This is a genomic window from Paenibacillus sp. Cedars (assembly GCF_003184205.1).
Lineage (GTDB): Bacteria > Bacillota > Bacilli > Paenibacillales > Paenibacillaceae > Paenibacillus_AQ > Paenibacillus_AQ glucanolyticus.
On the sequence record NZ_CP020866.1, the window covers coordinates 5,066,093 to 5,089,850 of the forward strand.

20 protein-coding genes are annotated in these 23,758 nt (G+C 49.7%); 5 read left to right on the forward strand and 15 right to left on the reverse strand.

Annotated features, from left to right (window positions below; translation table 11 throughout):
* Nucleotides 1–30 precede the first annotated feature (30 nt).
* On the reverse strand, nucleotides 31–909 hold the full coding sequence (locus B9D94_RS24880; protein ID WP_006208128.1) for a carbohydrate ABC transporter permease: 879 nt from the start codon (nucleotides 907–909) through the stop codon (nucleotides 31–33).
* Nucleotides 902–1,957, reverse strand: coding sequence for an ABC transporter ATP-binding protein (locus tag B9D94_RS24885; RefSeq protein WP_148248235.1), 1,056 nt, complete (start codon nucleotides 1,955–1,957; stop codon nucleotides 902–904). Before B9D94_RS24885 ends, B9D94_RS24880 begins: the two co-directional genes overlap by 8 nt.
* 363 nt (nucleotides 1,958–2,320) lie before the next feature.
* On the opposite strand from B9D94_RS24885, the gene B9D94_RS24890 reads away from it, so the two are divergent.
* Nucleotides 2,321–3,082, forward strand: coding sequence for a DeoR/GlpR family DNA-binding transcription regulator (locus tag B9D94_RS24890; protein WP_036638670.1), 762 nt, complete (start codon nucleotides 2,321–2,323; stop codon nucleotides 3,080–3,082).
* A 106-nt stretch (nucleotides 3,083–3,188) separates the two neighbouring features.
* Here the strand turns inward: B9D94_RS24890 and B9D94_RS24895 are convergent, their stop codons facing one another.
* The 3 genes from B9D94_RS24895 to B9D94_RS24905 all read right to left on the reverse strand — a co-directional run bounded on the left by B9D94_RS24895 (nucleotide 3,189) and on the right by B9D94_RS24905 (nucleotide 6,279).
* Nucleotides 3,189–4,418: a sensor histidine kinase gene (locus B9D94_RS24895; protein WP_148248237.1), complete on the reverse strand. Its 1,230-nt coding sequence runs from the start codon at nucleotides 4,416–4,418 to the stop codon at nucleotides 3,189–3,191.
* A 145-nt stretch (nucleotides 4,419–4,563) separates the two neighbouring features.
* Nucleotides 4,564–5,601 carry a lytic polysaccharide monooxygenase gene (locus B9D94_RS24900; protein ID WP_006208124.1) on the reverse strand — a complete coding sequence of 346 codons (1,038 nt, stop codon included), beginning with the start codon at nucleotides 5,599–5,601 and terminating at the stop codon, nucleotides 4,564–4,566.
* Between the two features lie 378 nt (nucleotides 5,602–5,979).
* Nucleotides 5,980–6,279: a hypothetical protein gene (locus tag B9D94_RS24905; RefSeq protein WP_036638865.1), complete on the reverse strand. Its 300-nt coding sequence runs from the start codon at nucleotides 6,277–6,279 to the stop codon at nucleotides 5,980–5,982.
* Nucleotides 6,280–6,482: 203 nt separating this feature from the next.
* Here B9D94_RS24905 and B9D94_RS24910 point away from each other — a divergent pair, with 203 nt between their 5' ends.
* The 3 genes from B9D94_RS24910 to B9D94_RS24920 all read left to right on the forward strand — a co-directional run bounded on the left by B9D94_RS24910 (nucleotide 6,483) and on the right by B9D94_RS24920 (nucleotide 9,089).
* Complete coding sequence (locus B9D94_RS24910; protein WP_006208122.1) at nucleotides 6,483–7,898, forward strand: NAD-dependent malic enzyme; 1,416 nt, start codon at nucleotides 6,483–6,485, stop codon at nucleotides 7,896–7,898.
* Nucleotides 7,891–8,496 (forward strand): class I SAM-dependent methyltransferase, encoded by a 606-nt coding sequence (locus tag B9D94_RS24915; RefSeq protein ID WP_006208121.1) that lies wholly within the window; start codon nucleotides 7,891–7,893, stop codon nucleotides 8,494–8,496. The genes B9D94_RS24910 and B9D94_RS24915 overlap by 8 nt, the downstream gene beginning before the upstream one ends.
* Nucleotides 8,497–8,573: 77 nt before the next feature.
* On the forward strand, nucleotides 8,574–9,089 hold the full coding sequence (locus B9D94_RS24920; protein ID WP_063478532.1) for a DinB family protein: 516 nt from the start codon (nucleotides 8,574–8,576) through the stop codon (nucleotides 9,087–9,089).
* A gap of 105 nt (nucleotides 9,090–9,194) precedes the next feature.
* Here B9D94_RS24920 and B9D94_RS24925 read toward each other — a convergent pair whose 3' ends face one another.
* From B9D94_RS24925 to B9D94_RS24955, 7 genes are all read right to left on the reverse strand, one after another.
* Nucleotides 9,195–10,259, reverse strand: coding sequence for an anti sigma factor C-terminal domain-containing protein (locus B9D94_RS24925; protein ID WP_253806039.1), 1,065 nt, complete (start codon nucleotides 10,257–10,259; stop codon nucleotides 9,195–9,197).
* A gap of 126 nt (nucleotides 10,260–10,385) precedes the next feature.
* Complete coding sequence (locus tag B9D94_RS24930; protein WP_148248239.1) at nucleotides 10,386–11,810, reverse strand: alanine/glycine:cation symporter family protein; 1,425 nt, start codon at nucleotides 11,808–11,810, stop codon at nucleotides 10,386–10,388.
* 237 nt (nucleotides 11,811–12,047) lie between these two features.
* A complete protein-coding gene (locus tag B9D94_RS24935) occupies nucleotides 12,048–12,821 on the reverse strand; it encodes a MerR family transcriptional regulator (protein ID WP_148248241.1) in 774 nt (257 codons plus the stop codon).
* A 223-nt stretch (nucleotides 12,822–13,044) separates the two neighbouring features.
* Nucleotides 13,045–13,812, reverse strand: coding sequence for a hypothetical protein (locus tag B9D94_RS24940; protein WP_148248243.1), 768 nt, complete (start codon nucleotides 13,810–13,812; stop codon nucleotides 13,045–13,047).
* Nucleotides 13,813–14,073: 261 nt separating this feature from the next.
* Entirely contained in the window at nucleotides 14,074–15,270 is a 1,197-nt protein-coding gene (locus B9D94_RS24945; protein ID WP_006208115.1) for an acyl-CoA dehydrogenase family protein, read from the reverse strand.
* Nucleotides 15,271–15,355: 85 nt separating this feature from the next.
* On the reverse strand, nucleotides 15,356–16,135 hold the full coding sequence (locus B9D94_RS24950; protein WP_006208114.1) for an alpha/beta fold hydrolase: 780 nt from the start codon (nucleotides 16,133–16,135) through the stop codon (nucleotides 15,356–15,358).
* Nucleotides 16,136–16,160: 25 nt separating this feature from the next.
* On the reverse strand, nucleotides 16,161–16,754 hold the full coding sequence (locus B9D94_RS24955; protein ID WP_006208113.1) for a TetR/AcrR family transcriptional regulator: 594 nt from the start codon (nucleotides 16,752–16,754) through the stop codon (nucleotides 16,161–16,163).
* A 187-nt stretch (nucleotides 16,755–16,941) separates the two neighbouring features.
* On the opposite strand from B9D94_RS24955, the gene B9D94_RS24960 reads away from it, so the two are divergent.
* Nucleotides 16,942–20,064, forward strand: a complete 3,123-nt coding sequence (locus B9D94_RS24960) for a beta-galactosidase, LacZ type (RefSeq protein ID WP_172963996.1) — start codon at nucleotides 16,942–16,944, stop codon at nucleotides 20,062–20,064.
* A gap of 193 nt (nucleotides 20,065–20,257) precedes the next feature.
* On the opposite strand, the gene B9D94_RS24965 is transcribed toward B9D94_RS24960, so the two are convergent.
* The 3 genes from B9D94_RS24965 to B9D94_RS24975 form a co-directional block, all read right to left on the reverse strand.
* Nucleotides 20,258–21,325: a hemolysin family protein gene (locus B9D94_RS24965; protein ID WP_006208111.1), complete on the reverse strand. Its 1,068-nt coding sequence runs from the start codon at nucleotides 21,323–21,325 to the stop codon at nucleotides 20,258–20,260.
* Between the two features lie 80 nt (nucleotides 21,326–21,405).
* Nucleotides 21,406–22,704, reverse strand: coding sequence for a hemolysin family protein (locus tag B9D94_RS24970; RefSeq protein ID WP_148248245.1), 1,299 nt, complete (start codon nucleotides 22,702–22,704; stop codon nucleotides 21,406–21,408).
* A gap of 536 nt (nucleotides 22,705–23,240) precedes the next feature.
* Nucleotides 23,241–23,735 (reverse strand): pyridoxamine 5'-phosphate oxidase family protein, encoded by a 495-nt coding sequence (locus B9D94_RS24975; protein ID WP_063478526.1) that lies wholly within the window; start codon nucleotides 23,733–23,735, stop codon nucleotides 23,241–23,243.
* Between the last annotated feature and the right edge of the window lie 23 nt (nucleotides 23,736–23,758).

The window sequence follows — 23,758 nt, forward strand, 5'->3', positions numbered from 1 at the left end:
CTGTGCCTCCTTTCTGCATGGACGCGCCCTTTATTGATAGTGAACCTTCTTGGACAGCAGCCGGAAATAGATGAACGTCAGCAGACCGATAATCGCCATGAGTACAACGCCGGTTGCTGCCGAGTACCCGATATTGGTCGTTCGGAAGCCGTATATGTAGTACACAAGCGTGGTTGTTGCATTGTTCGGTCCACCGCCTGTCATCACCTGAACCGTATCAAATACCTTGAAGGAACCAATCGTCATGATGATCAGGATAAAAAACAGCTGTGGCGAAATCATCGGCAGTGTGATTTTATAAAACACCTTGAACTTACTGGCGTTATCCAGCGCAGCCGCTTCATAAATGCTCGGCGAAATGCTCTGCAAGGCCGCTACGATAATCAGCGTGTAGTAGCCGATGGCCTGCCAGACCGATACGATAATGATCGAGATTAATGCTGTCTTGGAGCTTTGCAGCCATGCAGACGGCGGGAGCCCGACCAGCTTAAACACATAATTAAGCAGACCTTGATTCGGCTCCATCAGCCACAGCCACACCAGCGAGATCGATACGATGGATACGACATGAGGCGTGAAAATCCCGGCCTGAACGACGGAGTTGAAACGGCTTTTTTTGTTAAGCCATACCGCAATCAGCAGAGACAGCAGCATGGTCAATACCACAACGCCTGCTGTATAGATGGTGGTGTTCCAGAGCGCCTTGTAGAAATCGCCGCGGCCCAGAATCTGAGTGAAATTATCCCATCCGACAAACTTGCTCTTGTCTTTGTTCATCAGATTGTATTTGAACAAACTTAAGTAAATCAGATACCCTACCGGATACATCACGAACAGCATAATGCCCGCCATCGCCGGTGCGATCAGCACATAAGGTCTGAGCCCCTCCCATATTCGCTTCTTATCCATGTACCAGCCCTCTCAGCCGCTCCATGAACTCCCGGTAACGAGCATCCTGCTCCTCGACCCGCTTCTCGTCTGCACCGAAAAAAAACAATTTATCGGCTGGCACGCCGAGATAAACCTCCTGATCCACATGGAACTCATCTTCCAGGCACTTCACCATGAATGCCTGACCCTCCGTCGTTTTCACCTGATAAATGGTCTCGGCGCCCAGCATTTCACGCGTGATGATCTCACCCTTAGCCTTATAATGAAACGAGCCGGGCTCTGTACCAACCACGACACTCTCCGGACGGAAGCCGAATGTTGTGTTATCGTTGCCAAGCGGCGCAATGTTCATCGGAGGAACCCCGATAAACTGTGCGGCAAACCGATTGCTGGGCTTGCGGTATACTATCTCCGGCGGCGCCTCCTGCTGAATGACGCCTTTGTTCATAAGCACGATGGTATCGGCCATCGACATCGCCTCTACCTGATCATGGGTCACGTACACAAAGGTTGTTCCGAGCTTCTTGTGCAGCTCAATCAGTTCAATCCGCATCTGAACCCGCAGTTTTGCATCCAGATTAGACAGCGGTTCATCCATTAGAAATACCGACGGGTTCTTGACCATCGCCCGGGCTAAAGCCACCCGCTGCCGCTGTCCGCCGGACAAGGTGGATGGCCTGCGGTCCAGGTAATCGTTCAATCCGACGGTTTCTCCAATGGTCTCTACCAGACGTGTCCGCTCCGCTTTGGGAACCTTGTTGTTCACAAGACCGAACTCGATATTTTCGCGGACCGACATGGTCGGATAGATTGCATAGTTCTGAAATACCATGGCCACGCCACGTTTACCCGGTGCAATCCGTGTAACGTCCTGGCCATCGATGAGAACGGAACCGGAGGTTTGAGGGTCAATGCCCGCAATCATCCGCAGGAGCGTGGTTTTCCCGCACCCTGACGGACCTACCAATACGGTGAATTTGCCATCCTCAATGGTTAGATCCAAATTCTGAATGACGGGTTGACGATCAAACCACTTGCTTACTTTCACAAATTCAATAGATGCCAAGAGCTATCCCCCTCACGAAAATGTAATGATGCTATCATGACAAGCAAATAATGAACAAAATTCATTGAAATGAAAACCTTTACATGCTCTCGATAATAAATACGCATCAAATGCACATGTAATGATCATTTTTGCTCATTTTTATTTAGTTTGATTGTAAATCTGCAATATTAGGGGAGTGTTAGGCCTTCGTACGGATTTTGTAAATTCGCATAGCATCAAGGGGTTTAACATTGCGTTAACATAGTGAGGGTACACTGTAGAGACATGGAATCCATAAGCATAAAAGAGCAAAAGTGCGCATTGTATGTACAAACGCATCTAATTCATTCATCGTCTTAATAGGAAGGGAGATATCATCGATTGCTGGCACATGAACGAAAAAAAAGAATCATTGATTATGTAAGACAATACCGTACGGCAACGGTTGCTGCACTGGCATCGGAATTCGGCGTTCATACGGCCACCATCCGCCGGGATCTGGCGGAGATTGAACAGGAAGGCGCTTTAAAGCGTACGCACGGCGGCGTCATCATGGAGCAATGGACGCATAACGAGCCATCATTTAATGAACGAACCAACTTTCATCGGGATGAGAAGATTCGGATTGGCCAGCTCGCGGCATCACTTGTGGAGGACGGCGAGAATATCATCATTGATTCGGGGACAACTACCCTTCATATTGCTACACATCTGGTACACCGCTCGGACATTACCGTCATTACCAACGACATGAACGTGGCTGTCGAACTTCGCGATGCTCCAGGCATCAAGGTTATTCTGACCGGCGGGGAGCTCTACCCGTCCAGTTATATGCTGAATGGCATGTTCACCGATCATGTGCTGAAATCACTGCATGTGGAAAAAGCGTTCATCGGGACCCCTGCCCTGCATCCGCAGTATGGCTTAATGCACCCGGAGGCACTGCTCGTCCCGGCCAAGCAGAGCATGATTCAGGCTGCCGGTGAGATCGTTGTTGTCACAGACCACAGCAAGATTGGCAAGCTATCCCTGCACACCGTTGCACCCAACAGCGCCATTCACACCCTTGTAACCGGCGCTTCGGCATCCGACTCGGATATTAAGCCATTTCAAGAACGGGGCATCACGGTATACCGGGCTTAAGGATGGTTTCCTCTTGGTTCACCTGCGAAAAACACAAAAAGCACCCGTATGGGTGCCCTGATTAAGCTGCTGCCAGCCAGCAGCTTTCCTATTTATTATTATGAAATCATGTATTTACCGGTTCCATCATGCCTATTAAAGGGATTGTAAAGGTAAAACATGCTCCTTCGCCAGAAGTCTCCTCCAGCCAGATTCGACCATTCATCAGCTCCGTTAGCTGTTTGCAGATCGACAGGCCAAGACCCGTTCCGGTGTATTCTCTGGTCACTTCAGCATGGTGGGCTTGAGAGAAGGACTTGAACAAGCGATGTCTCCGGTCAGCTGGAATGCCTATTCCCGTATCTCGAACGGATATCTTGATGGCTTGCGTTTCTGGAGAGATTCCAACAGCGACCGATACCTCTCCTTCACTCGTGAATTTGATGGCGTTGGAGATCAAATTGATAAGCACCTGCCTAATCTTATTGGCGTCTGCTGTCACCTTCTCAGGCACTTCATCGCCAATAACGACATGGAGTCGGATCCCCTTACGCTGCACGTCATTCATAAATAGGCTGGTCACCTGCTTCATCAGCGGACGGAGGTAAAACGGCTCCATAACCAGCTCCATCTTGGTATTCTCGACCTTGGAATACTCCAGGATATGTTCGATCATGGAGAGAAGCGATTCGCTGCTCTGCTCAATCAGCTCCACATATTCCCTCTGCTCCTCATCAAGCGAGGTCAACTGCAGCAATGCCGACATCCCCATAATCCCGTTCATCGGAGTGCGGATTTCATGACTCATCACGGCCAGCAGCTCTGACTTCTCTTGCAAAATTCGGTCGTTCTCATCTTCCATCTGCTTCAATTCATCGATGGTGGACTCCAATTCAAGCATATCTCCAAAGAATGCCGAGAGTGATAACAGCAAATCGATATCCTCTTGGCTGTACTCGTAAAAGTTATGATCGAAAGCACACAAAGAGCCATAGATCTCGCCCGAGCTTGTAACGATCGGAACGCCCATAAACGAGCATCCGCCAACAAACCGCGTGGCATCCATGTCCTTGGTCAACGCATGCGTCAAATTATTCGGTATCACAAGCGGTCCTTCCGATTTCTCAATAACAAGATGACAATAGGAATCCTCGTTCGCTACGATCAAGCCTTCCTCAAGCATAATCGTTTCCCGGTTAAACGATTTCAAAACGGTTGTTGTATGCCGGTCGTTCAGTGCGATGCAGAAGGTATTGGCCTGCATTAATCGGCTGGAAGTCTGGATCACTCTAGCTGCAGAATCATATAATTTCGTGGATATTACGGTCAGTACATCAACATAATCCGTCTTTAACATGATTCTCCTCTCGTTCTAACAAAATGCCGCCTTCTTACCTTCATATCATAGCATTCTCATAACAAAAGTAAAGTTTGGCCGTTTCTGCCATTGCATAAAAAAAGATCCGGCAGTCATAGGACGCCGGATCCTCTCGTACTGTTGGTTAAGGGATTACTTTCCATACTTCGGCAGATCCAGGAGTTTCACCTTGTGTCCACCATTTCGCTTCATAGTTCACGCCATTGTGGCTGACTTTATTGCCATTGGTATAAACAGCTGTTGCACTCCAAGCCGGGTAGGCCGTTGAGCCTCCGGACGTTGACACCGTAAGCGGTGCCGATGCGGAGGATTTGCTGCCTGAGCTGTTAACAGCTACCACAGTATACGTATAAGACGTGCCTGCAGTTAAACCTGTATTGTTGTAAGACGTTGTAGTGGATGTACCCACAAGTGTTCCGTTACGGTAGATTTCATAGCTGGAAGCCCCTGTGGAAGCTGTCCAGGCCAAGGAAACACTACTGCTTGTTTGGGATGGGGAAGTCAGTCCCGTCGGTGCCGGTACGCCTGGATTCGGAGTTCCGCCGCCGCCACCGAAGTCAACATCGATCGCGTTATAAAAAGCATTAGGTGTATCAGCTACTTCCCATACAGCCAGGATTACATGGTATCCGGATTTAGCAGGGACGTTACAAGTGGAAGCATAGTTTGTTGGAGGTTTAGCACCGCCGTAGTCAATGGAGCAGAAAGGCGTCAGATCAAAGGAAGCTCTGCTCAGTGGAGCATTTTGATTCCAGCCGTCTTTCGTGATGTAGTATTTCCAGCTTGCCGTCGCATGGTTGGCTGTCAAATGCCATTGGAACGTTTTGGTTCCCGGGGTAATGCTTACTTTGCTCCAGCGTGTTGCAGATTGCTCATCAAGTTTAGGGAACACACCGCCTGCACTGGCGATTTTGCCATCAGCAGGACCAGCGTTTGGCCAGCCCTTAGGGGCTTCCAAACTTTGCGGCTCATACACGATTGCCCCGCAATCGGTGTTTTGCCCCTGCTTACACAGAATGGCGCGGCTTCCCGGAGAATCGACATACCCGTGGGCAAAAGCCTTATCTGCAAATAAAACCATGAATAAAGCCATCAATAACATCGTGGAACCAGCAATAATCAGATTTTTGAGCCAAGCTTTGTTCGGCAAACTTAAAGTCATACAATATTTCCTCCTCTTAATGTTGAATTTATAATTAAAGCGTTTCCACAACCTCCGGGCTGCGCTTCCCACCTCCCTTCATTTAGACAAGTGTTGCGATCTGAATTGACTGAACTTGGAGATATAATCAAAAAGCGAATGTCCAAGCTTTACCAGTGCTATAATTATTTTAAAGCATATGGAATCGGTATCCCATAATACTAATCAACGATTTATTACACATATCAATGAAATTGGATAAATATGTAACTTGTTATGTAATGAAAAAGCGCATTTTTTGCTGAAAAAGATCACAAAAAAAGCATGCCTCCCATAAGGATTCATGCTTTCGTTCCAAACATCCAGTCCATTCGTACTGCCGGGCAGAACGGAACTGCATTATTCGACTCCGTCCTTAAAGTGCTTCTTGTAATGTTTATCGCCTTTGTGCTCCAAATCCTCAATGGTAAGCTCCAGGGTATGCACAATCTGTTCCTTGACCTGATTCAACGTGTCAAAATACACATTTTCCTCCGTCCCTACGATACGCGTACCACTAAGTGCCTGAACGGCCTGGTAGACCCGGTGCTGTTCGGCCAAATCATCGACTGCCTTCAGTGTATGTTTCATCTGAAGAAACAGGTCTTTATGGTGCTGGGTGGTTAAACGCTTCTCAAGCTCTTCGATTCGGGCATTCACAGCAGATCTCCCCTTCATATTATGATGCTTCGATTATACTTTGTGCGATCGTCTTTTTCCAATAAATTCTTCTTATATATATCACGGTTTCTTGGTTGCTAAACAGGAAATCGCCCCCTGCTCAGCGAACTATGATAACGTTAACATTCTGCACAATTACATACCTTGGCATTACAAAAATGATCAAACATTTGGAGGTAGCAATGGAAAACAACGGACTCGGCGGAAAAAGCATCATCCTCAGGCTGGAAATGAATACTCAAGAGATTAAATTCGGTCAGGTCGCATCCGCGATATTCGAAGCTGGAGGAGACATGGTCGCTATCGACGTCATTCAGGCGAGCGGCAACATCACCGTGCGGGATATTACCATTACGGTAACGGACAGCGTTGATATCGGCAAGATCACAAATAGCGTGAAGGAATTAAAAGGGGTTCGTCTCGTCAACGTTTCAGACCGTACATTCCTGCTGCATCTCGGCGGCAAAATCGAGACCCAGCCCAAAATTCCAATTCAAAACCGGGATGATCTATCCCGTGTCTATACACCAGATGTGGCCCGGGTGTGTACAGCCATTCAGGAGGACCCGAAAAAAGCCTTCACACTGACGATTAAAAGAAATACGGTGGCTGTTATTTCGGACGGCAGCGCAGTACTCGGTTTGGGAAATATCGGCCCTTATGCGGCCATGCCGGTCATGGAAGGGAAATCCATGCTATTCAAGCAGTTTGCCGGCGTAGACTCCTTCCCCATCTGTCTGGATACTCAGGATACGGAAGAGATCATCGCTTGCATCAAAGCTTTGGCTCCGGCTTTTGGCGGCATTAATCTGGAGGACATCTCCTCCCCTCGCTGCTTCGAGATTGAGCAAAGACTGCGCGATGAGCTGGATATTCCGGTATTCCACGATGATCAGCACGGTACAGCAGTCGTTCTGTATGCCGCACTCATCAATTCCCTGAAAATTGTCGGCAAATCGATTGATAACGTCAGAGTGGTGGTGTGCGGCATCGGCGCGGCTGGTATAGCATGCAGTAAAATCCTGATGTCGGCCGGCGTTAAAGACATCATCGGTGTCGACCGCGAAGGCGCCCTGGTTGCAGGGAAGGAATACGGCAATAAGATGTGGCAATGGTATGCCGAGCATACGAATCCGAATAAGGTTGAAGGTACTTTACGCGAGGTGATTCAAGGCGCCGACGTGTTCATTGGACTCTCTGCCGGCGGTCTGCTGCGCCGCGAGGACGTACAAGCCATGGCCGAGAATCCGATTGTGTTTGCAATGGCAAACCCTACGCCGGAGATCAGACCCGAAGAGGTGGAAGATATCGTCGGGGTGATCGCAACCGGGCGTTCGGATTATCCGAACCAAATTAATAATGTCCTCTGCTTCCCGGGTATTTTCCGTGCTGCTCTTGACTGCAGAGCGACCACGATTAATGAGGAAATGAAGCTGGCAGCTGCCGAAGCCATTGCATCGGCCGTATCGGACGAGGAACGCAACCCATCCTATATCATTCCTAGTGTCTTCAACCAGAACGTTGTAAAAGCCATACGTGATCTTGTCGTAAAAGCCGCCGTCAAAACCGGCGTGGCCCGGAGAATCCCGCGTGAATAAGAATTCCCTCATCCGGAAGTTCAACAAGCAGGCTGCTCGATATGAGAGGAATACAAGACAGCGCAGCCTCGGTGAATGGAGACAACGGCTTCTTCAGGATGTCGAGGGACATGTGCTTGAAGTCGCTGTTGGCGCCGGTGCCAACTTCCCCTTTTATAATAGAAGCAAGGTGGACGTAACGGCAGTCGATTTCAGTCCCGAGATGTTAAGCCGGGCACGGCAGATGGCCTCTGAACTTGGCATCCAGGTGACTTTCCAGGAGCAGGACATCGAGACGCTGGAGCTTCCGGAACGATCTTTTGACTGCGTGGTCTCTACCCTTTCATTATGCGGTTATAAAGATCCGGTCAAAGCACTCAATCAAATCAACCGCTGGGCGAAACCCGGCGGCCGCATTTACCTGCTGGAGCATGGCATGAGCACGAACCGGCTGCTCGGCTATGCGCAGCATCTGCTCAATCCGGCGGCACGGCGGATATCCGGCTGTCATTATAATCGGGATATGATCGAGATCGTGGATGCCTCGGCGCTGAAGGTCGTTAAGACAGAACGCTACTGGAACGGCATTATCCACCTGATCTGGGCGCAAGCAACCTGACCTTTTCATTCATTCATTTGAACCTGTCTGCATAGTTTTAACGTGAGCCCTTATTAATTGATCTGGAGGAACTTGTTATGAATACAAGGCCTGATTCTCATGAGTATTTGCCCCTCGCTGAACCGTACGTCTCTCTGGTCCCTGAGGGCAGCATCACGGAGATTTTGCAGCAGCAGCATGATGAAACGTTAAAATCGCTCAGCGATCTGACGGAAGAACAAGCCAATTACAAGTATGCAGAAGGCAAATGGAGCTTAAAACAGGTGGTTGGGCACATCGCCGATGTTGAGCGCTTGTGGAACTACCGCATCCTCTACATTGCGCGGGGGGATGCCCGTGAATTCTCGGGTTATGACCGCGAAATTTTTGTCCGGAATTCTCCCTTCGGCAGTCTTCCGTTGAGAGAAGCCCTTAAAGATTACGCCGCTGTCAGGCAGTCCAGCATTACGCTCATAGGAAGTTTGACGGAGGAAGCGCTGCTGCGCGAGGGCACGTTCAACAATTACCCCCTCTCCGCCCGCGCTGCCGCTTACGTCATTGCAGGTCATGAGCTTCACCACCTGAATATTCTCCGGGATAAATATTTAACGTAATGTAAGACCTGTGCTAGATTCTTCGTCATCTTGGCTGTTTCACGTATCTACATTAACAAAAAGAGGAGGCCCTCCATGAATGCCTCCTCTTTATCGTTTTCAAACCTAATCCCAATTCCAAACCTCGATGCGGCCCAAGCGGAATTCCCGGAATTGCGGCTGCTCCTTCAGCTTCTCCAGCTCCCGCACAGGTCCCGTCACGGTAGCGCCGTAAACCTGAACCCCATGTTTCTCCAAATATGCCAGCCGCTGTTTGTCTATGCCCACACCGTTGTATTGAATGCTCTCGGTCAGCCATTTGAGGTCGGAGATCATATTCGCAGTATGCTCCGACATCTTGCCTACATCCTCAGCTGTAAAATAGAGCCCCCACATAGACAGTCGATTGTCCTCCTCGAACGCGTACAGGGGCCTTAGGGTGAGGTGCGGAACATAATAGTCTTTGCCACCGGCAATGTTTGAACCAACCTCGAATTCCTTAAGCTCTCCCGCATATACCGGCATTCCCGTCACAGCCAGGTCATAACCTTCCAGAAGTTTCAGCAGCTGCTCGGGCTGCATTAAAGTCATCGTTGAAAATGACATATCCGCTACATTTCCGTCATCCATTCTGCCTAATTGCTCGATCCCCTCCTCCTTGCGCTGTTGATCAGGCGGCGTCGTTTGTTCAGACATAATCGATGAAGGCAGAATAAATGCCCCCTGCATATCACTGTCACTATTCAGATAAGCCCCGGTATCTTCAACGGAATACGTCAACTCGCCAAACAATGGCTGCTCAGCTCGAACCTCACCGGTAATGACTTGCCATCCCCCGATATCTCTATATAACTTCAGCGTTGCCTTCTGGGTCAGGAGGGGCGTAACCTCAACATTCGGAAGACCCGTTTTCTCCACCTTAACGCCGTTTCCATGCAGCTCTACCGCCGTGATAACAGACCGGATAAACGTATCATTCCTCTCCGGGGTATCAAAAAATATCTGACTGAGCGACAAATACAGCACGTACAAAAGATAGAACAGCAGCAGCGCTCCCACCGCATTCGACAACAGCCTCACGCGCGTCCGCCACACCATCCGGTTAAACTTCTTCTCGCTCCACTCGGGCTGTTCATCCTCGAAATCCCCGTTCCGGAGCACTTGCTTCTCCTGATCCTCATCATTGCGCATACTTCTACGCCTCCCCTTCTCACCTAGACAACGGTTTGAACGCGCAATTGTTACAGTTAAAAATAAAAAAATCGTCACAGCCGCAACAAATGCTGCTGCCATGACGATTCCACATTCATTCATCTATTATTGCGCTTCAGAGGACGACATGTTCTGTCCATCCCAGCACTCCACATCATGGAGCCCTGGAATGCTGTCCTTGGTGAAGACAGGATCCAGACCTGCCCGCTTCTGCTTCAAGTAGTCCTTAAGCGCAGCGAAGGCCTTCCGGGAAAGGAGTGTGATCGCCACAAGGTTTACGATGACCATCAATCCCATAAATAAATCCGCCAGATCCCACACCAGCTTCACGCTTGTAACCGAACCAAAAATGACCATAGCCAGCACGGCTACCCGATAGATCCAAACCCAAGCCCGGTTCGACTTCAAAAATTCGATGTTGGTCTCCCCGTAGTAATAATTGCCGATCAGCGTACTGAACGCAAACAGGAAGATCATAATCGCCAGGAAGTCGGACGCCCACGCTCCCATCTCCATACCCAGGGCAGCCTGCGTCAGCGCGATCCCGTCAAGCCCGGTCTGCTTGTACGCGCCGGTGAAGAGAATAATGAAGGCCGTGCTTGTACATATAACCAGCGTATCGATCAGCACACCAAGCGCCTGCACCAGCCCTTGCTTCGCAGGATGGCTTGTCGTTGCGGTTGCTGCGGCGTTCGGTGCACTCCCCATTCCCGCTTCGTTGGAGAACAGGCCTCTTTTGATTCCGTTCAGCAGCGCCGCACCGATAGTCCCGCCAGCGATTTGCTCATAGCCGAACGCGCTTTTGACAATAAGAACTAACACTTCCGGCAGTTTGGTAATGTTGGCTAGTACGATAAAGAGCGCCGCACCGACATAAACCACGGCCAATACAACAACGATCAGCTCCGACATTTTGGCAATCCGCTTCACTCCGCCAACGATGATCGCCGCAAATATAACCGCCATGATGATCCCAATGGTTAAACGATCCGCGCCAAATGAATTCTCGAAGGCAATCGTAATGGTATTGGATTGAACCGCGTTAAAGACAAGGCCGAATGATAACGTGATCAGGATTGCAAACAGCACACCCATCCACCGTTTCTTCAATCCTTGCTGCATGTAATAGGCCGGACCGCCACGATAACCGCCCGCTCCGTCCTTTACTTTATAAATCTGAGCCAGCGTGCTCTCGATAAAGCTTGAGGCTGACCCGATAATCGCAATAATCCACATCCAGAACACTGCCCCGGGGCCGCCAAGGGAGATGGCCAGAGCAACCCCCGTAATATTCCCTGTCCCGACACGCGCCGCCATACTGATGGCAAATGCCTGAAAGGGCGAAATACTGCCCTTTGTTTTACTTTTGGGTTCGCGGATTACCCGGAGCATTTCACCGATCAAACGAAACTGCAGGAATCTGGTCCCCACTGTGAAATACAGGCCAACCGCAATCAGCAATACGATGAGCAGTTTAGACCAGAGAAAATCATTAAAGATATTAACGGTATGCTGTACAATTTGATCCATATTCTACCCTCGCTATATAAGTCATCACCCATGGTGTAGGTTTGTGAAAAATAGTCCAATTTTCATCTAACCATTACTTCCCCCTTAAATACAAGAGGTTAATTGTGGAAATCAGGGGTTTGATGAACAGCGCAGGTTCTTCTTGGCCTTCCATATAAGAGAAGTCCCTCTCCACTGCGTGTTAACAACAGTGAGAGGGACTTGCAATCAGAGCAGGGCAACTCTCTTCAGCTTGCCTTATATGGATGGAGGTTTTGCGCCCGTATAGATCAGAATCGCATCCCGAAGGAATTCCGCAGTTCCGGGATGCTTCTCATCGTAATGGGCCGTAAAGCGCTCATCGTCGACATACATCTGGGCAAGGCCAGCATGAGCTTCCTTGCTGTAATCGTTCCAATAATAAGTGAGCCACCGCTTGTGAAGATCGGCTGCCTTCTGCGCCAGATCGCTGGCCGGATCGCCTTGCTTGAACGCTTCGGCCAGCGTCTCGTACAGCTCCTCCGCGAGCCGCGTCACCTCATCATGCTGTGCCTGCGTCATATTTCTCAGCTTGGCATTCGATTTATTCACAGTCTCTTCGCCATACTTCGTGCGAATTTCCTTACCGTATTTCTGCTCATTGTCCTCAATCAACCTCTGTTTGAATCCTTCGAATTTCTCTTGGTCACTCATGGTCATTCTCCCTTCCGTGGAGGCGATCGTGTTCTCCACATTGGTAATCAGCATATCCAATTGCTTTCTTTTGTCCAGAAGCTGTGCATGGTGTTCCTGGAGCGCCCGGGATTTGTTGAAGGATGGCGAGGTCAGAATTTCTTTGATACCGTCCAGATGAAGCCCGAGCTCCCGGTAAAATAGGATCTGCTGCAATTGATCGACCTCCTCCTGCCCATAAATCCGATATCCCGACGAGTTGATCCTGGCCGGCTTCAGAATGCCAATCTCATCGTAATACCGAAGCGTCCGGGTACTGATTCCTGCCAACTTCCCAAGCTTCTGCACCGTGTATTCCATGGTTTCACCTCCTGACAACACCACTGTACACCTTCACGTAACGTTAAGGTCAACACATTGCGCGAAAAAAATTCAGAGCCAAACCAAAAAGTCCCCCACACAAGGTGGAGGACTGACTGAAAACTCGCCCCATAGGATAGCCGGCGACCTCTATCATGAATAGCGACGGGGCAGCATCCATTATCTTAGCGTAACCGCACCTGTTTCAAGCAAATGATACACGTTATACCGCTTCATCTTCGGTATCGGTTTTAGCAGCAGCTCCTGATTTATCCGCGTCCGTATGCTTCTCGTTAATCCACTGCTTCAAGGGCTCGGTCATTTGATCTTTCAGCTTTTGCAGCAGCTGCTCCTCTGTAATTCCCTTGGTGGCAGCCAGCTCGACCAACGATTTACCATCTTCCATGCCTGCCTTGAGCTCGTCCTCCGTTATACCGAGCAGGGCGGCTATTTCCTCCGGATTACCGAATTTCCCGAAGCCATGCCCCCCTCTGCCATGACCTTTCATCCCAAAACCGGGATCACTGCTCGCCACCATTTGCTCCAGACGGGCACTTAGCCCCTCCTTCCACTCGGCTGCTTCGGTTTCCGTAATACTGCCTTCGCTCAGACGTTCCTCAATCTTGGCGGTCTCCAGCTCGGTCAGCTTCTGTACCAATACAGCTTTCGTCATCCCTTTATCTTCGGCAATCTCGGCAAATGTACTGCCGCCTTCAAGCGCCGTTCGGATCTCGGCCTCGGTCAATCCGAGCAGCTCAGCCGTTTCTTTCAAGATGTTGCCTCCGCGGGGACCTCCTCCCTTATGATCCATCCGCTTACCCTCCCATTTCTTTACGGAATCAGATGTGCCTGTCTGCCCTTCTTCAGTAACCGAGGCGGAAGTGTCCGTGCTTGCCGCGGCGTAGGTCTTGCTCTGCAGATATCCGGCTCCTCCCAGCGCAATCGCTGCCGCCATGCTGCCCACTAATACTTTTTTACTTATCGGATTCATCGTAATCTCTCCTTCAGGGTTATAGTTTGTCTTACCATTTGAAGTATAGAGAAGGAAGCTGAAAGTAAACTTAGGGGAAGATTATGCCAGGCTTAGGCCTAGCTGAAGGTTTGCTGAATGCGGGGTCGACAACGTAGAAAACCAGCTGATCCTGCACAAAAAAACCACCGGGGATGGCCTCCCGGCAGTTCATGTTCATCCATTCTCTTCATGATCATATAGCATGCAATTCCATATTGCCTAACCTATTATGGAGGGCCTTCATTCATCCCCCTCATCCGCAGCTTCCTGAATGGCCCGATTGGCCAGGTTAGTCAGCACCATGTCGTCCATTGGCGGGTTATGAAGCCCTGCCCGAACATCCCTGTACATTCTCTCCAAGGGGAGATTCCGGGATAGACTTAATCCACCGACTATCCGCATAGCCTGATCTACAATCCGAACCGCTGCGTTGGTCACGATGTATTTGGCAAGACCGAGTTCGGGCTTTAGCGAAGCGCGGTTCTCCACTTCCTTGTCCCAGCGGTCGGCCGTTTGATACAAATAGCTTCGGGCTGTGAGCAGATCCACCTCGATTTGAGCGATCTGGCGTTTAATATTCGGCAATTCCGCAATGGGGACTGTCAATGAATTCGGTTTATGATGTCGTGCAAAATCGATAGCAAAATTGCGCGCGGCATAGGCAATCCCCATATAACATGCCGGTATGTGAAGCAGGACGCCTTCTGTAGGTACGGGTTCCTCAGGTTTCTCATAATCAAGTCCACGGATCACTTCCGCATCCGGCACAAATACATCCTCCAGAATCACGTCATGGCTTCCTGTCGCCCGCATGCCCAGCGTATTCCAGGTCTCCTCAACCTTGACACCGGGCCCGCTGCGAACCAGAAATGCACCAACCTTCTCGCTGTGCTCCATTCCCGCCGTAACAACAAACTGCTTCAAAATCGGACTTAATGTGCTGAAGGTTTTACGTCCCGTAATGCTCCAGCCACCCGTCACCCGCCGTGCAGTCGTCTCCGGCCTTCCGCCCCGGCTGGGGCTTCCCGTCGCAGGCTCGCTTGCCAGCTCATTCATGACGACGCCTTCGGCCACAACGTCCTTGCACAGCTTCTCAAATAACGGCGCCGGCCAGGCACCGGAAAGACGCAGCTGCAGCATTTGCCCAATATGCCAGCCGACGGCCAGCGCAGTGGACCCGTCCCCTCGGGCAAGCCTTTCCTGGGCAAGCACCATCTCGTAGACGGAGGCTTCTTCTCCGCCGAAGGATTCCGGCACGGTCAGCTTCAGATAACCGGATGCCTTCAGGTCTTCAAAATTCTCGAACGGAAACGATCCCTCCAGATCATGCTTGGGTGCTCTTTCCGCGAATTTCGCTCCGAGCTGGTCGGCCCGAGCAACAATCCATGCTTCGCGTTCATTACGTATGAATGGATCTGTAGAACCGAATCGATTCAAGGTCGTCCCCTCCTCATTAACCCATTATTCCGATGGCTATATACATAAAATTGTAGCAACCCTATTTTCGAGTGTCAATGAAGGGCTAAATAACGTTTCCTGCCAGAAATGAAGCGATGGCTTCATTCACCTCATCGGGGTTATCCAGATTCGTGGCGTGGTGGGCGTTCCGGATGATTTCCAATCGCGCATTCGAAATTCTCTCCAGCATGTATTCCTGCTGCCTGCGGATCATCGTGTCGCTTTCGCCCTGAAGAAGCAATGTTGGACACTGGATCTTGTGCAAGTCCTGCCTGCTCTCCATTCGGGTAACCGCATCCCATATCCGAACCCAATCGCGATGCGTTATGGAGCCGAAGGCTTCCTCGATATAGGCTTGATTGTCCTTATTATATTTGGATAACATCTTGCCCTGGATTTTCCCCGATAAAGAGATCGGCATGAGGTAACTCGACCAACGGTTCAGGGGCACAAACATTCGCTCGAACCAATTGAACGCATTCGTGAATGGAGTGCCTATCAGTACCAGCGCTTCAACCTTGTCAGGATAGCGAACTGCAGTCTGTAACGAGATATGACCGCCCAGAGATAACCCGCATAGGATAGCTTTATCTATGTTCAGATGATCCAGCAGATCCGCCAAGTCCCGGCTGAAATCCTCCGAATTCACTTGTCCATCGGGCAGGGCAGACGAACCATGTCCCCGAATATCCCACACGACGGTTCTATGAGTTTGCGAGAAATAGTCGATCTGCGGCCGCCATTGCTTATGATTCCAGGAGGCCCCGTGCGTAAACACAAGCGGCTTCCCTTCCCCTTGTACTTCATAATACAAATCGACTCCACTTCCGTTATAAACTGGCATGACGCTCCCCCTTCAACTCATGAAATTACGGCTTATCGCTGTTTGTTAACGAGGCAAATATCACATCAAAGCACTCATCAAACAGTTCGTCCAATGACCGGTTGGACTCTTTAATCCAGATCAGCATGGCACCGCTGATGGCAGCCTGTAATACCCTGCTGAGCGAAGCGACATCACATGGAATGATTTCGTTGTTTGTTATCGCCTGGTTCAGCATCTGCCGGGTAAACTCATCGATCAGCCGCAACCGGTACTGCGTCTTCTCCAGCAGATCGGGATCGGCCGTACTCTCCAGATAGAAGGAAGTGTGGTTAGCCAATTCAACGGGATGGCTCATACGTGAGGTAGAGTGCTTGAACACGGCCTTTAGTGCATCGATTCTGGGTTGATCAGACAGGCTGGCCTCATGGAAGGCTTGCCGGGTTAATTCAATGACATAATCGCTGTATGCCAGGAACATATTCTTCTTCGAGCCGAATCTCTTCATTAAGGCTGCCGGCGAGATATGCATTTCATGCGTGATATCCGTTAACGCTACTTGACCGTAGCCTTTTTTGCACAGTGCTCTGTAGACGCCATCAAATATGGCCTCGTCTTGAAATTCGCGAGGTCGTACCATCCAATACACTCCAATCAATTAGTGAATGATTATTTACTAATCATTATTTCATAGACCTTTTTACATGTAAACCCTTAATTCCCGGCCACTTATCTTAGAAACGTGAAATATGTCTTATTCTCTTAGGCGGGTTTAACCTCTATACTGTCAGTAGAAGGAAACCATAATCTAGGAGGAGCTGAGCAAATTGCGTATGAAGTTCGTTTACCAGGCACCTGCAAACGGTTATCCCGAATGGAATAATAACCCCCATATCTTTCAGCTAAATCGTCACAAGGCACACGCTTATATGATGACGTTCCCATCCGAATCCGAAGCGTTAAACCACGACCACTCCTTGTCCCCCTTATATAAGTCATTGAATGGGACATGGAAATTCGCTTTTGCGGAAACACCGGAAGCACGCATTCGCCATTTCCATGAAACCGATTATGATTCCAGCAGCTGGGCCGATATTCCCGTCCCTTCCCATTGGCAGCTTCAAGGCTACGACTATCCACAATATACGAATGTCAGATACCCTTGGTCCGATTCGGAGCCTGAATTAAAAGCTCCCTTCGCGCCAACCCGATATAATCCCGTAGGCTCCTACATCCGGGAATTCACGGTACCCGATACATGGGAGGGGCAGCCGGTTTATATTAGCTTTCAAGGTGTTGAATCCGCTTTCTATGTATGGGTGAACGGCGAAATGGCCGGGTATAGCGAAGATACGTTCACACCGACCGAGTTCGATATTACTCCCTATCTGATCAAGGGCGGGAACAAATTGGCTGTTGAAGTATACCGATGGTGCGATGCGAGCTGGCTTGAGGATCAGGATTTCTGGAGACTTAGCGGCATCTTCCGTGACGTCTACCTCTATTCGGTCCCTGCGCTTCATATCTCGGATTTCTTCGTGCGGACGATTCTCGATGATGATTACCGGAATGCCGAATTGCAGATTGATGCAGTCATCACGAATTATTTTAATGAAACCATCGATAAGGACACCCTTCGGCTTGAGGCGCTGCTGTACGATCATGACCATCGACTGGTTCAGAAGCAATCACTCACCATCACGGATTACATTATTGATGAGGGCACCTTCTCCCTGGGCATGGACGTTCATCAGCCTGAACGATGGAGCGCGGAATCCCCCTGCCTCTACACTGTAGTTCTGGCATTGAAAGATTCAGACGGGGCATGTCTCGGAACCGTTAGCTGCCGCACGGGCTTCCGCCGCTTCGAGCTTAAAAACGGATTGATGCAAATCAATGGGCAGCGCATTCTGTTCAAGGGTGTCAACCGGCACGAGTTCTCCCCTGATACCGGACGGGCTCTAAGCCGCGAGGACATGATCACCGACATCGAACTAATGAAGACCCATAATATTAATGCGGTACGGACGTCCCATTACCCGAATCAATCCATATGGTATGACCTTTGCGATGAATATGGCCTATATGTCATCGATGAAACGAATCTGGAGACACACGGCACGTGGGTGTATGGGCAGCAGGAACTGAAGGATACGATTCCGGGCAGCAAACTCGAATGGCGCGACAACGTATTGGACCGCTGCAATTCGATGTTTCAACGAGACAAGAACCACCCCTCCATCCTCATCTGGTCATTAGGCAATGAGTCTTTTGGCGGCGACAACTTCATAGCAATGCATGATTTCCTTAAGGAGGTCGATCCATCGCGGCTGGTTCATTATGAAGGGATATTCCACTACAGGGAATCCGAAGCGGCCAGCGATATCGAGTCCACCATGTATGCCAAGCCGCAGGATGTGGAGAAGTATGCAACCAGCAATCCGGGCAAGCCCTACATTATTTGCGAGTACAGCCACGCGATGGGCAATTCATGCGGCGGGCTTCACCTCTATTGGGAGCTGTTTGAGAAGTATGACATCTTACAGGGAGCCTTCATATGGGATTGGATCGATCAAGCGATTCGCACCCAGACGCCGGACGGTACAGAATACCTTGCATATGGCGGGGATTTTAACGAGACGCCGCATGACGGCAATTTCAGCGGGAACGGCCTGATCTTCGCGGACCGCAGCAAAACGCCAAAGCTGGATGAAGTGAAAAAATGCTATCAGAACATCAAATTCGAAAGCACCGATCCTGCCGCAGGTCGGATTCGGGTCAGCAACCGCTTCTTGTTTACCAATCTGGATCAGTATCTTGTACAATGGGACGTGCAACTAAACGGAGAAGAGAGCCAATCCGGTACACTTCAGCTTTCCCTGCCTCCGGGCGAGCATACCGAATTCTCGATTCCCTGCCTTCCTATGGAACATAATGGAAAGGAAGCGATTCTTACCCTCTCCCTCGTGAGGAAGGAAAGCGTCAAGTGGGCGCCAGCCGGACATGAAGAGGCCTGGGAACAGTTCGCTCTTACGCCATACGTTACGGAAAAATCGGAGCACGGGACTCACGGGCAGACGGATGCCTTGCTGGATGTTACCGAGTCTGAAGAAGACCTCCTCATCACAGGGTCTGCCGTTTCGCTGCGCTTTAACCAGATCACCGGCAATCTGACATCTTACACGCTGTCCGGCAAGGAATACTTGCGGGCTCCCGTCAGACCTAATTTCTGGCGGGCCGTTACCGATAACGATCTGGGCAACCGCCTCCCTGAACGCTGCGGCGTATGGAGAACCGCCCATAATCAGCGGAAGCTGATATCGCTGAGCTGGCAAACCGAGGGCCCTGCCGTTATCGTCTCCAGTCAATATCAGATGGAGACCCACCCCATATCAAGCCTCACCCTGGACTATCGGATATTCCCTGACGGAACGCTTCATGTGCATGAAACTTTCATTCCTGGCAGCGGCTTGCCCGAGATTCCGGAAATCGGCATGCTGTTCCTGCTGGATAACGAACTGGACACCCTCCGCTGGTACGGCCGCGGACCTCATGAGAATTATTGGGACCGGAAGACCGGAGCCAAAATCGGCCGATATTCGGGGAAGGTGGCGGATCAGTTTGTCCCCTATCTGAGACCCCAAGAGTGCGGGAATAAAACGGATGTCCGCTTCGCCAGCCTTAACGCAGGAAGCAGCGGCGTCGGCCTCCGTTTCGAAAGCCCATCGCTCATGGAGTTATGCGCTCTGCCGTGGACGCCGGATGAACTGGAACGTTGTGACCATGCTTATAAACTTCCCGCAAGCGATAAAACCGTCCTGCGCATCAACTACAAGCAGATGGGTGTAGGCGGCGACGACAGCTGGGGAGCGCCCATTCATGAGGAATTCACCCTGCCTGCAAACCGTACGTACAGCTTCGGATTCACGATTAGGCCAAGCCCAGGGTGAAATATATGAATGCTGGTTAACCGTGACCCATTGAGCAGCCAGAATATTGCGCAGAGGCCAGAACGCAGGTCACACTGAGAATTCCGATAGAAACATAGAGAATATAACAAAAAAATGCCCTCTCACCTCCCAAATGGAGGGAAGAGGGCATGGTTATTTACTTTTTCTTGATCGGGTGCGAATCCTATATCACTTACGCCTGTACGCCTTGCAGCTCATTGCGATCCGATTCGTCCCGGATATCCCCGACGATTTCTTCCAGAATATCCTCCATCGTCACGAGTCCGGCGGCAGCGCCCGACTCATTCGTTACAATCGCCATGTGGACGCGGGATTGCTGCATCTTGATCAGGACGTCTTTGATTGAGGACGATTCCGAAAGACGCGGCATCTCATGAATAAATTCATGCACGGCGCAGTCCCTTCCTGCCGCAATGCCTGTCAGCATCTCTTTGGTGTTGATAAACCCGATGAAACGATCGGCATTCCCTGCTTCGGCAACCGGATAGCGGGTATAATCATACTCACCCAGAACCTCAATGATTTTAGCAAGTGGCCAGCCCTGTTCCACCGTAATGATTCGCTCTCTAGGAATCATGATTTCCTGTAAGGTGCGCTCATCAAAAGCGAATATATTCTTCAGGTAATCCAGCTCAGTTTGGTTGATCTCGCCGCTCTCGTAGCTCTGATCCACAATCCACTTCAACTCCTCCTCGGAATGGACCGTCTCATGTCCAGCCGGCTTTACGCCAAATATACGAAGAAGAAGACGCGAAGCTCCGTTCAGTGCATAGATAAACGGGTACATGATTTTACCGAACCAGTATAGAGGCGATGCCAGCAGCAGCGTCATCTTCTCGGCAAATTGGATCGCCAATGTTTTCGGTGCCAATTCTCCGATGACAACGTGCAGGAATGTGATAATCGAAAGAGCAATGACATAGGAGAGCACGGTTGCAATGGCAGCCGGCACATCAAATCTCTCAAACAGAGGATGGAGCATCCGCTCAACCGTCGGTTCGCCCAGCGCTCCGAGTACGAGCGCCGTTATGGTTATCCCGAGCTGGCAGGCAGACAAGTAGTAATCCAGCTCGTGTGCTACCTTCTTGGCCTTGACTGCTTTTTTATTACCCTCTGCAATCAATTGATCGATTCTTGACATCCGTACCTTCAATATCGCGAATTCGGCTCCGACAAAGAACGCTGTCAGTCCTATAAACACAGCTACTAAAAATAAGTTTAACACGATTATTCCGTCCAATGATTTCCCTCAGTCGAGGGATTCACCTCCAAAAAAATGATGGTCTGAATGTATCAACGAGAAGCCCTTAACACGCAATCTCAAGCTTGTCTTAGAATGACTTGTTTAATCTGCAAGTTATCGGTTTCCGATACAACCCATACGTGCTCGCCTTGCTTGATCTCATCGCCGTCCTGAACCGTAGTGCCTTTCTGATACTGAATCCAGCCGCCAATCGTATCCATCTCTTCACGATTCTCGAAGACCAGTCCAAACTGCTTCTCAAGCTCATCCAGGAGAACCCGTCCATTAATCAGGTATTCACGTTCCCCGGTCTTCCGGATATCCGCCACTTCGTCGGCATCGAATTCATCACGAATCTCCCCAACGATCTCTTCCAATATATCTTCCATGGTCAATATCCCAGATGTGCCGCCGTATTCATCGATAACCAGAGCCATATGCATACGTTCCTGCTGCATCTTCAACATCGCTTCATGGATCGGCGTAACTTCAAGCACGATAGGAAGGTCCCGGACAAATTCCGTCAGTTTGCGCTCCCGTCCAGCCACGATATGCGGCAGCATCTTCTTCACGTTGACAACGCCGACCACCCGGTCCTTGCTGCCCTCTTCAATGACAGGATATCGCGTATAGTTGTGTTCATCCAATATACGGACGATATCCGGGTTTTTCATATCCTTGTTGAGGGTAACCAGAGCGGTTCTCGGCACCATGATATCCTTGGTCACACGCTCATCGAATGAGAATACGTTCTCCATGTAAGCCAGCTTGGTCTGATTGATCTCGCCGCCCTGATAGCTTTGCGTCATAATAATGCGCAGCTCGTCTTCCGAGTAAGCCTGTTCATGTCCAGCAGGCTTCACGCCAAAGGAACGCAGCAATACTCGTGATGCTCCATTCAATGCCCAAATGAATGGTTTCATGATTTTCCCGAACCCATACAGCGGGGCAGCGAGCAGCAAGGTCATCTTCTCCGAGAATTGGATTGCCAGCGTCTTGGGTGCCATTTCCCCAACCACGACATGCAGAAATGTCACGAGTATGAAGGCAATGGCGTAGGAAGCAATCGAAGCCGTTGAGGCCGATACGTTAAAGAGATCAAATACCGGGTACATGATGCGTTCAACGGCAGGCTTACCAATGGCTCCAAGTCCGAGAGCCGTTACCGTAATCCCGAGCTGGCAGGCCGATAGATAATAATCAAGGTCGCCGGCTACTTTTTTGGCCACAACCGCCTTTTTATTCCCTTCAGCAATTAATTGATCAATCCGAGACATACGAATTTTTACAACAGCAAACTCAGAGGCCACAAAAAACGCTGTCAATGCAATCAGAACTGCAAGTATGAATAAATTAGTGATGGTAATAATGTCCAATGATTTCCCTCTTAAGAGGGATTCACCTCCAGATTTAATTAAGGCTGTATTCAATGTTATTCAGAAGCAAGTACATCATGTATTACAAATACCCAGGCAGAAGAGGCAGCCAATAGAAAAGATGTCACTCCCTTTAGTTCCGTAACTTGATCCATTTGCAATAACGCCTTCCCAATGTACTACCTCCTCTCCGAATGTAAATTTTCATAATTACGAAAAAAGTATAACACAATCAGAGCCAAACCATCCAGTTGAACGTCATGGTTTAGAACCAGTTCTGCCGTTTAATTCACACAATTCTCACTTGATTTATGGGTTTAAAATAGGTTTCAGGGTAAATCTGCCTTCTTACGTATTAAAGTTCCCTCTTTCTTCCTTCTTAAACCATTTATCTATCAATACGTATGAGCTGATGACTTGCCCGCATACATATCGATCCGTTACTAGAGGACAGTCATGACCATAGCCAAAATTCCTAAAAAAAACCGCAGGATCGTGGCTTGATCCTGCGGTTTTTATAATTGAATTATTTCCGCTTAATGAAGATCAACGGTTTTGTTAATATCCGAGTTGCCCTCCGGCTGCTGGCCCACCATTTTTTTGAAGAAGGCCTTCACCGTTTTAGTTTTATTTCCGGTTTCCCAGTACTCTGCCGTGTCCGTATTCACCTTGATCAGAATCATGTTGGGATCGTCGTAGGATGTTTGCAGCAGCTTCTCGTATGCTGCATTCCAGAGTGCTTTTTTCCGTTCCACATCCTCTACAACTTCAGCCGTTCCACGAATCGATACGTAGGATTTGCCGACATACGCAATATTCACGTTGGGATTAGCCATGATTTCCGCATATTTGCTGGTATCCCGTTTCGTTAAGAACCAGAGGTCCCCATCAAATTCAATATCCTGTGTCTGCATCGGCCGGGAATTGATCCCACCCTCCGATATCGTGGAGAACATCGCAGTTTCCACATCCTTGATAATATCCTTAACAATCTCAACGGCTTCCTGGTTCACAACGGTTCCGTTTGACATATTGATCACCCCATCCTTCTGTT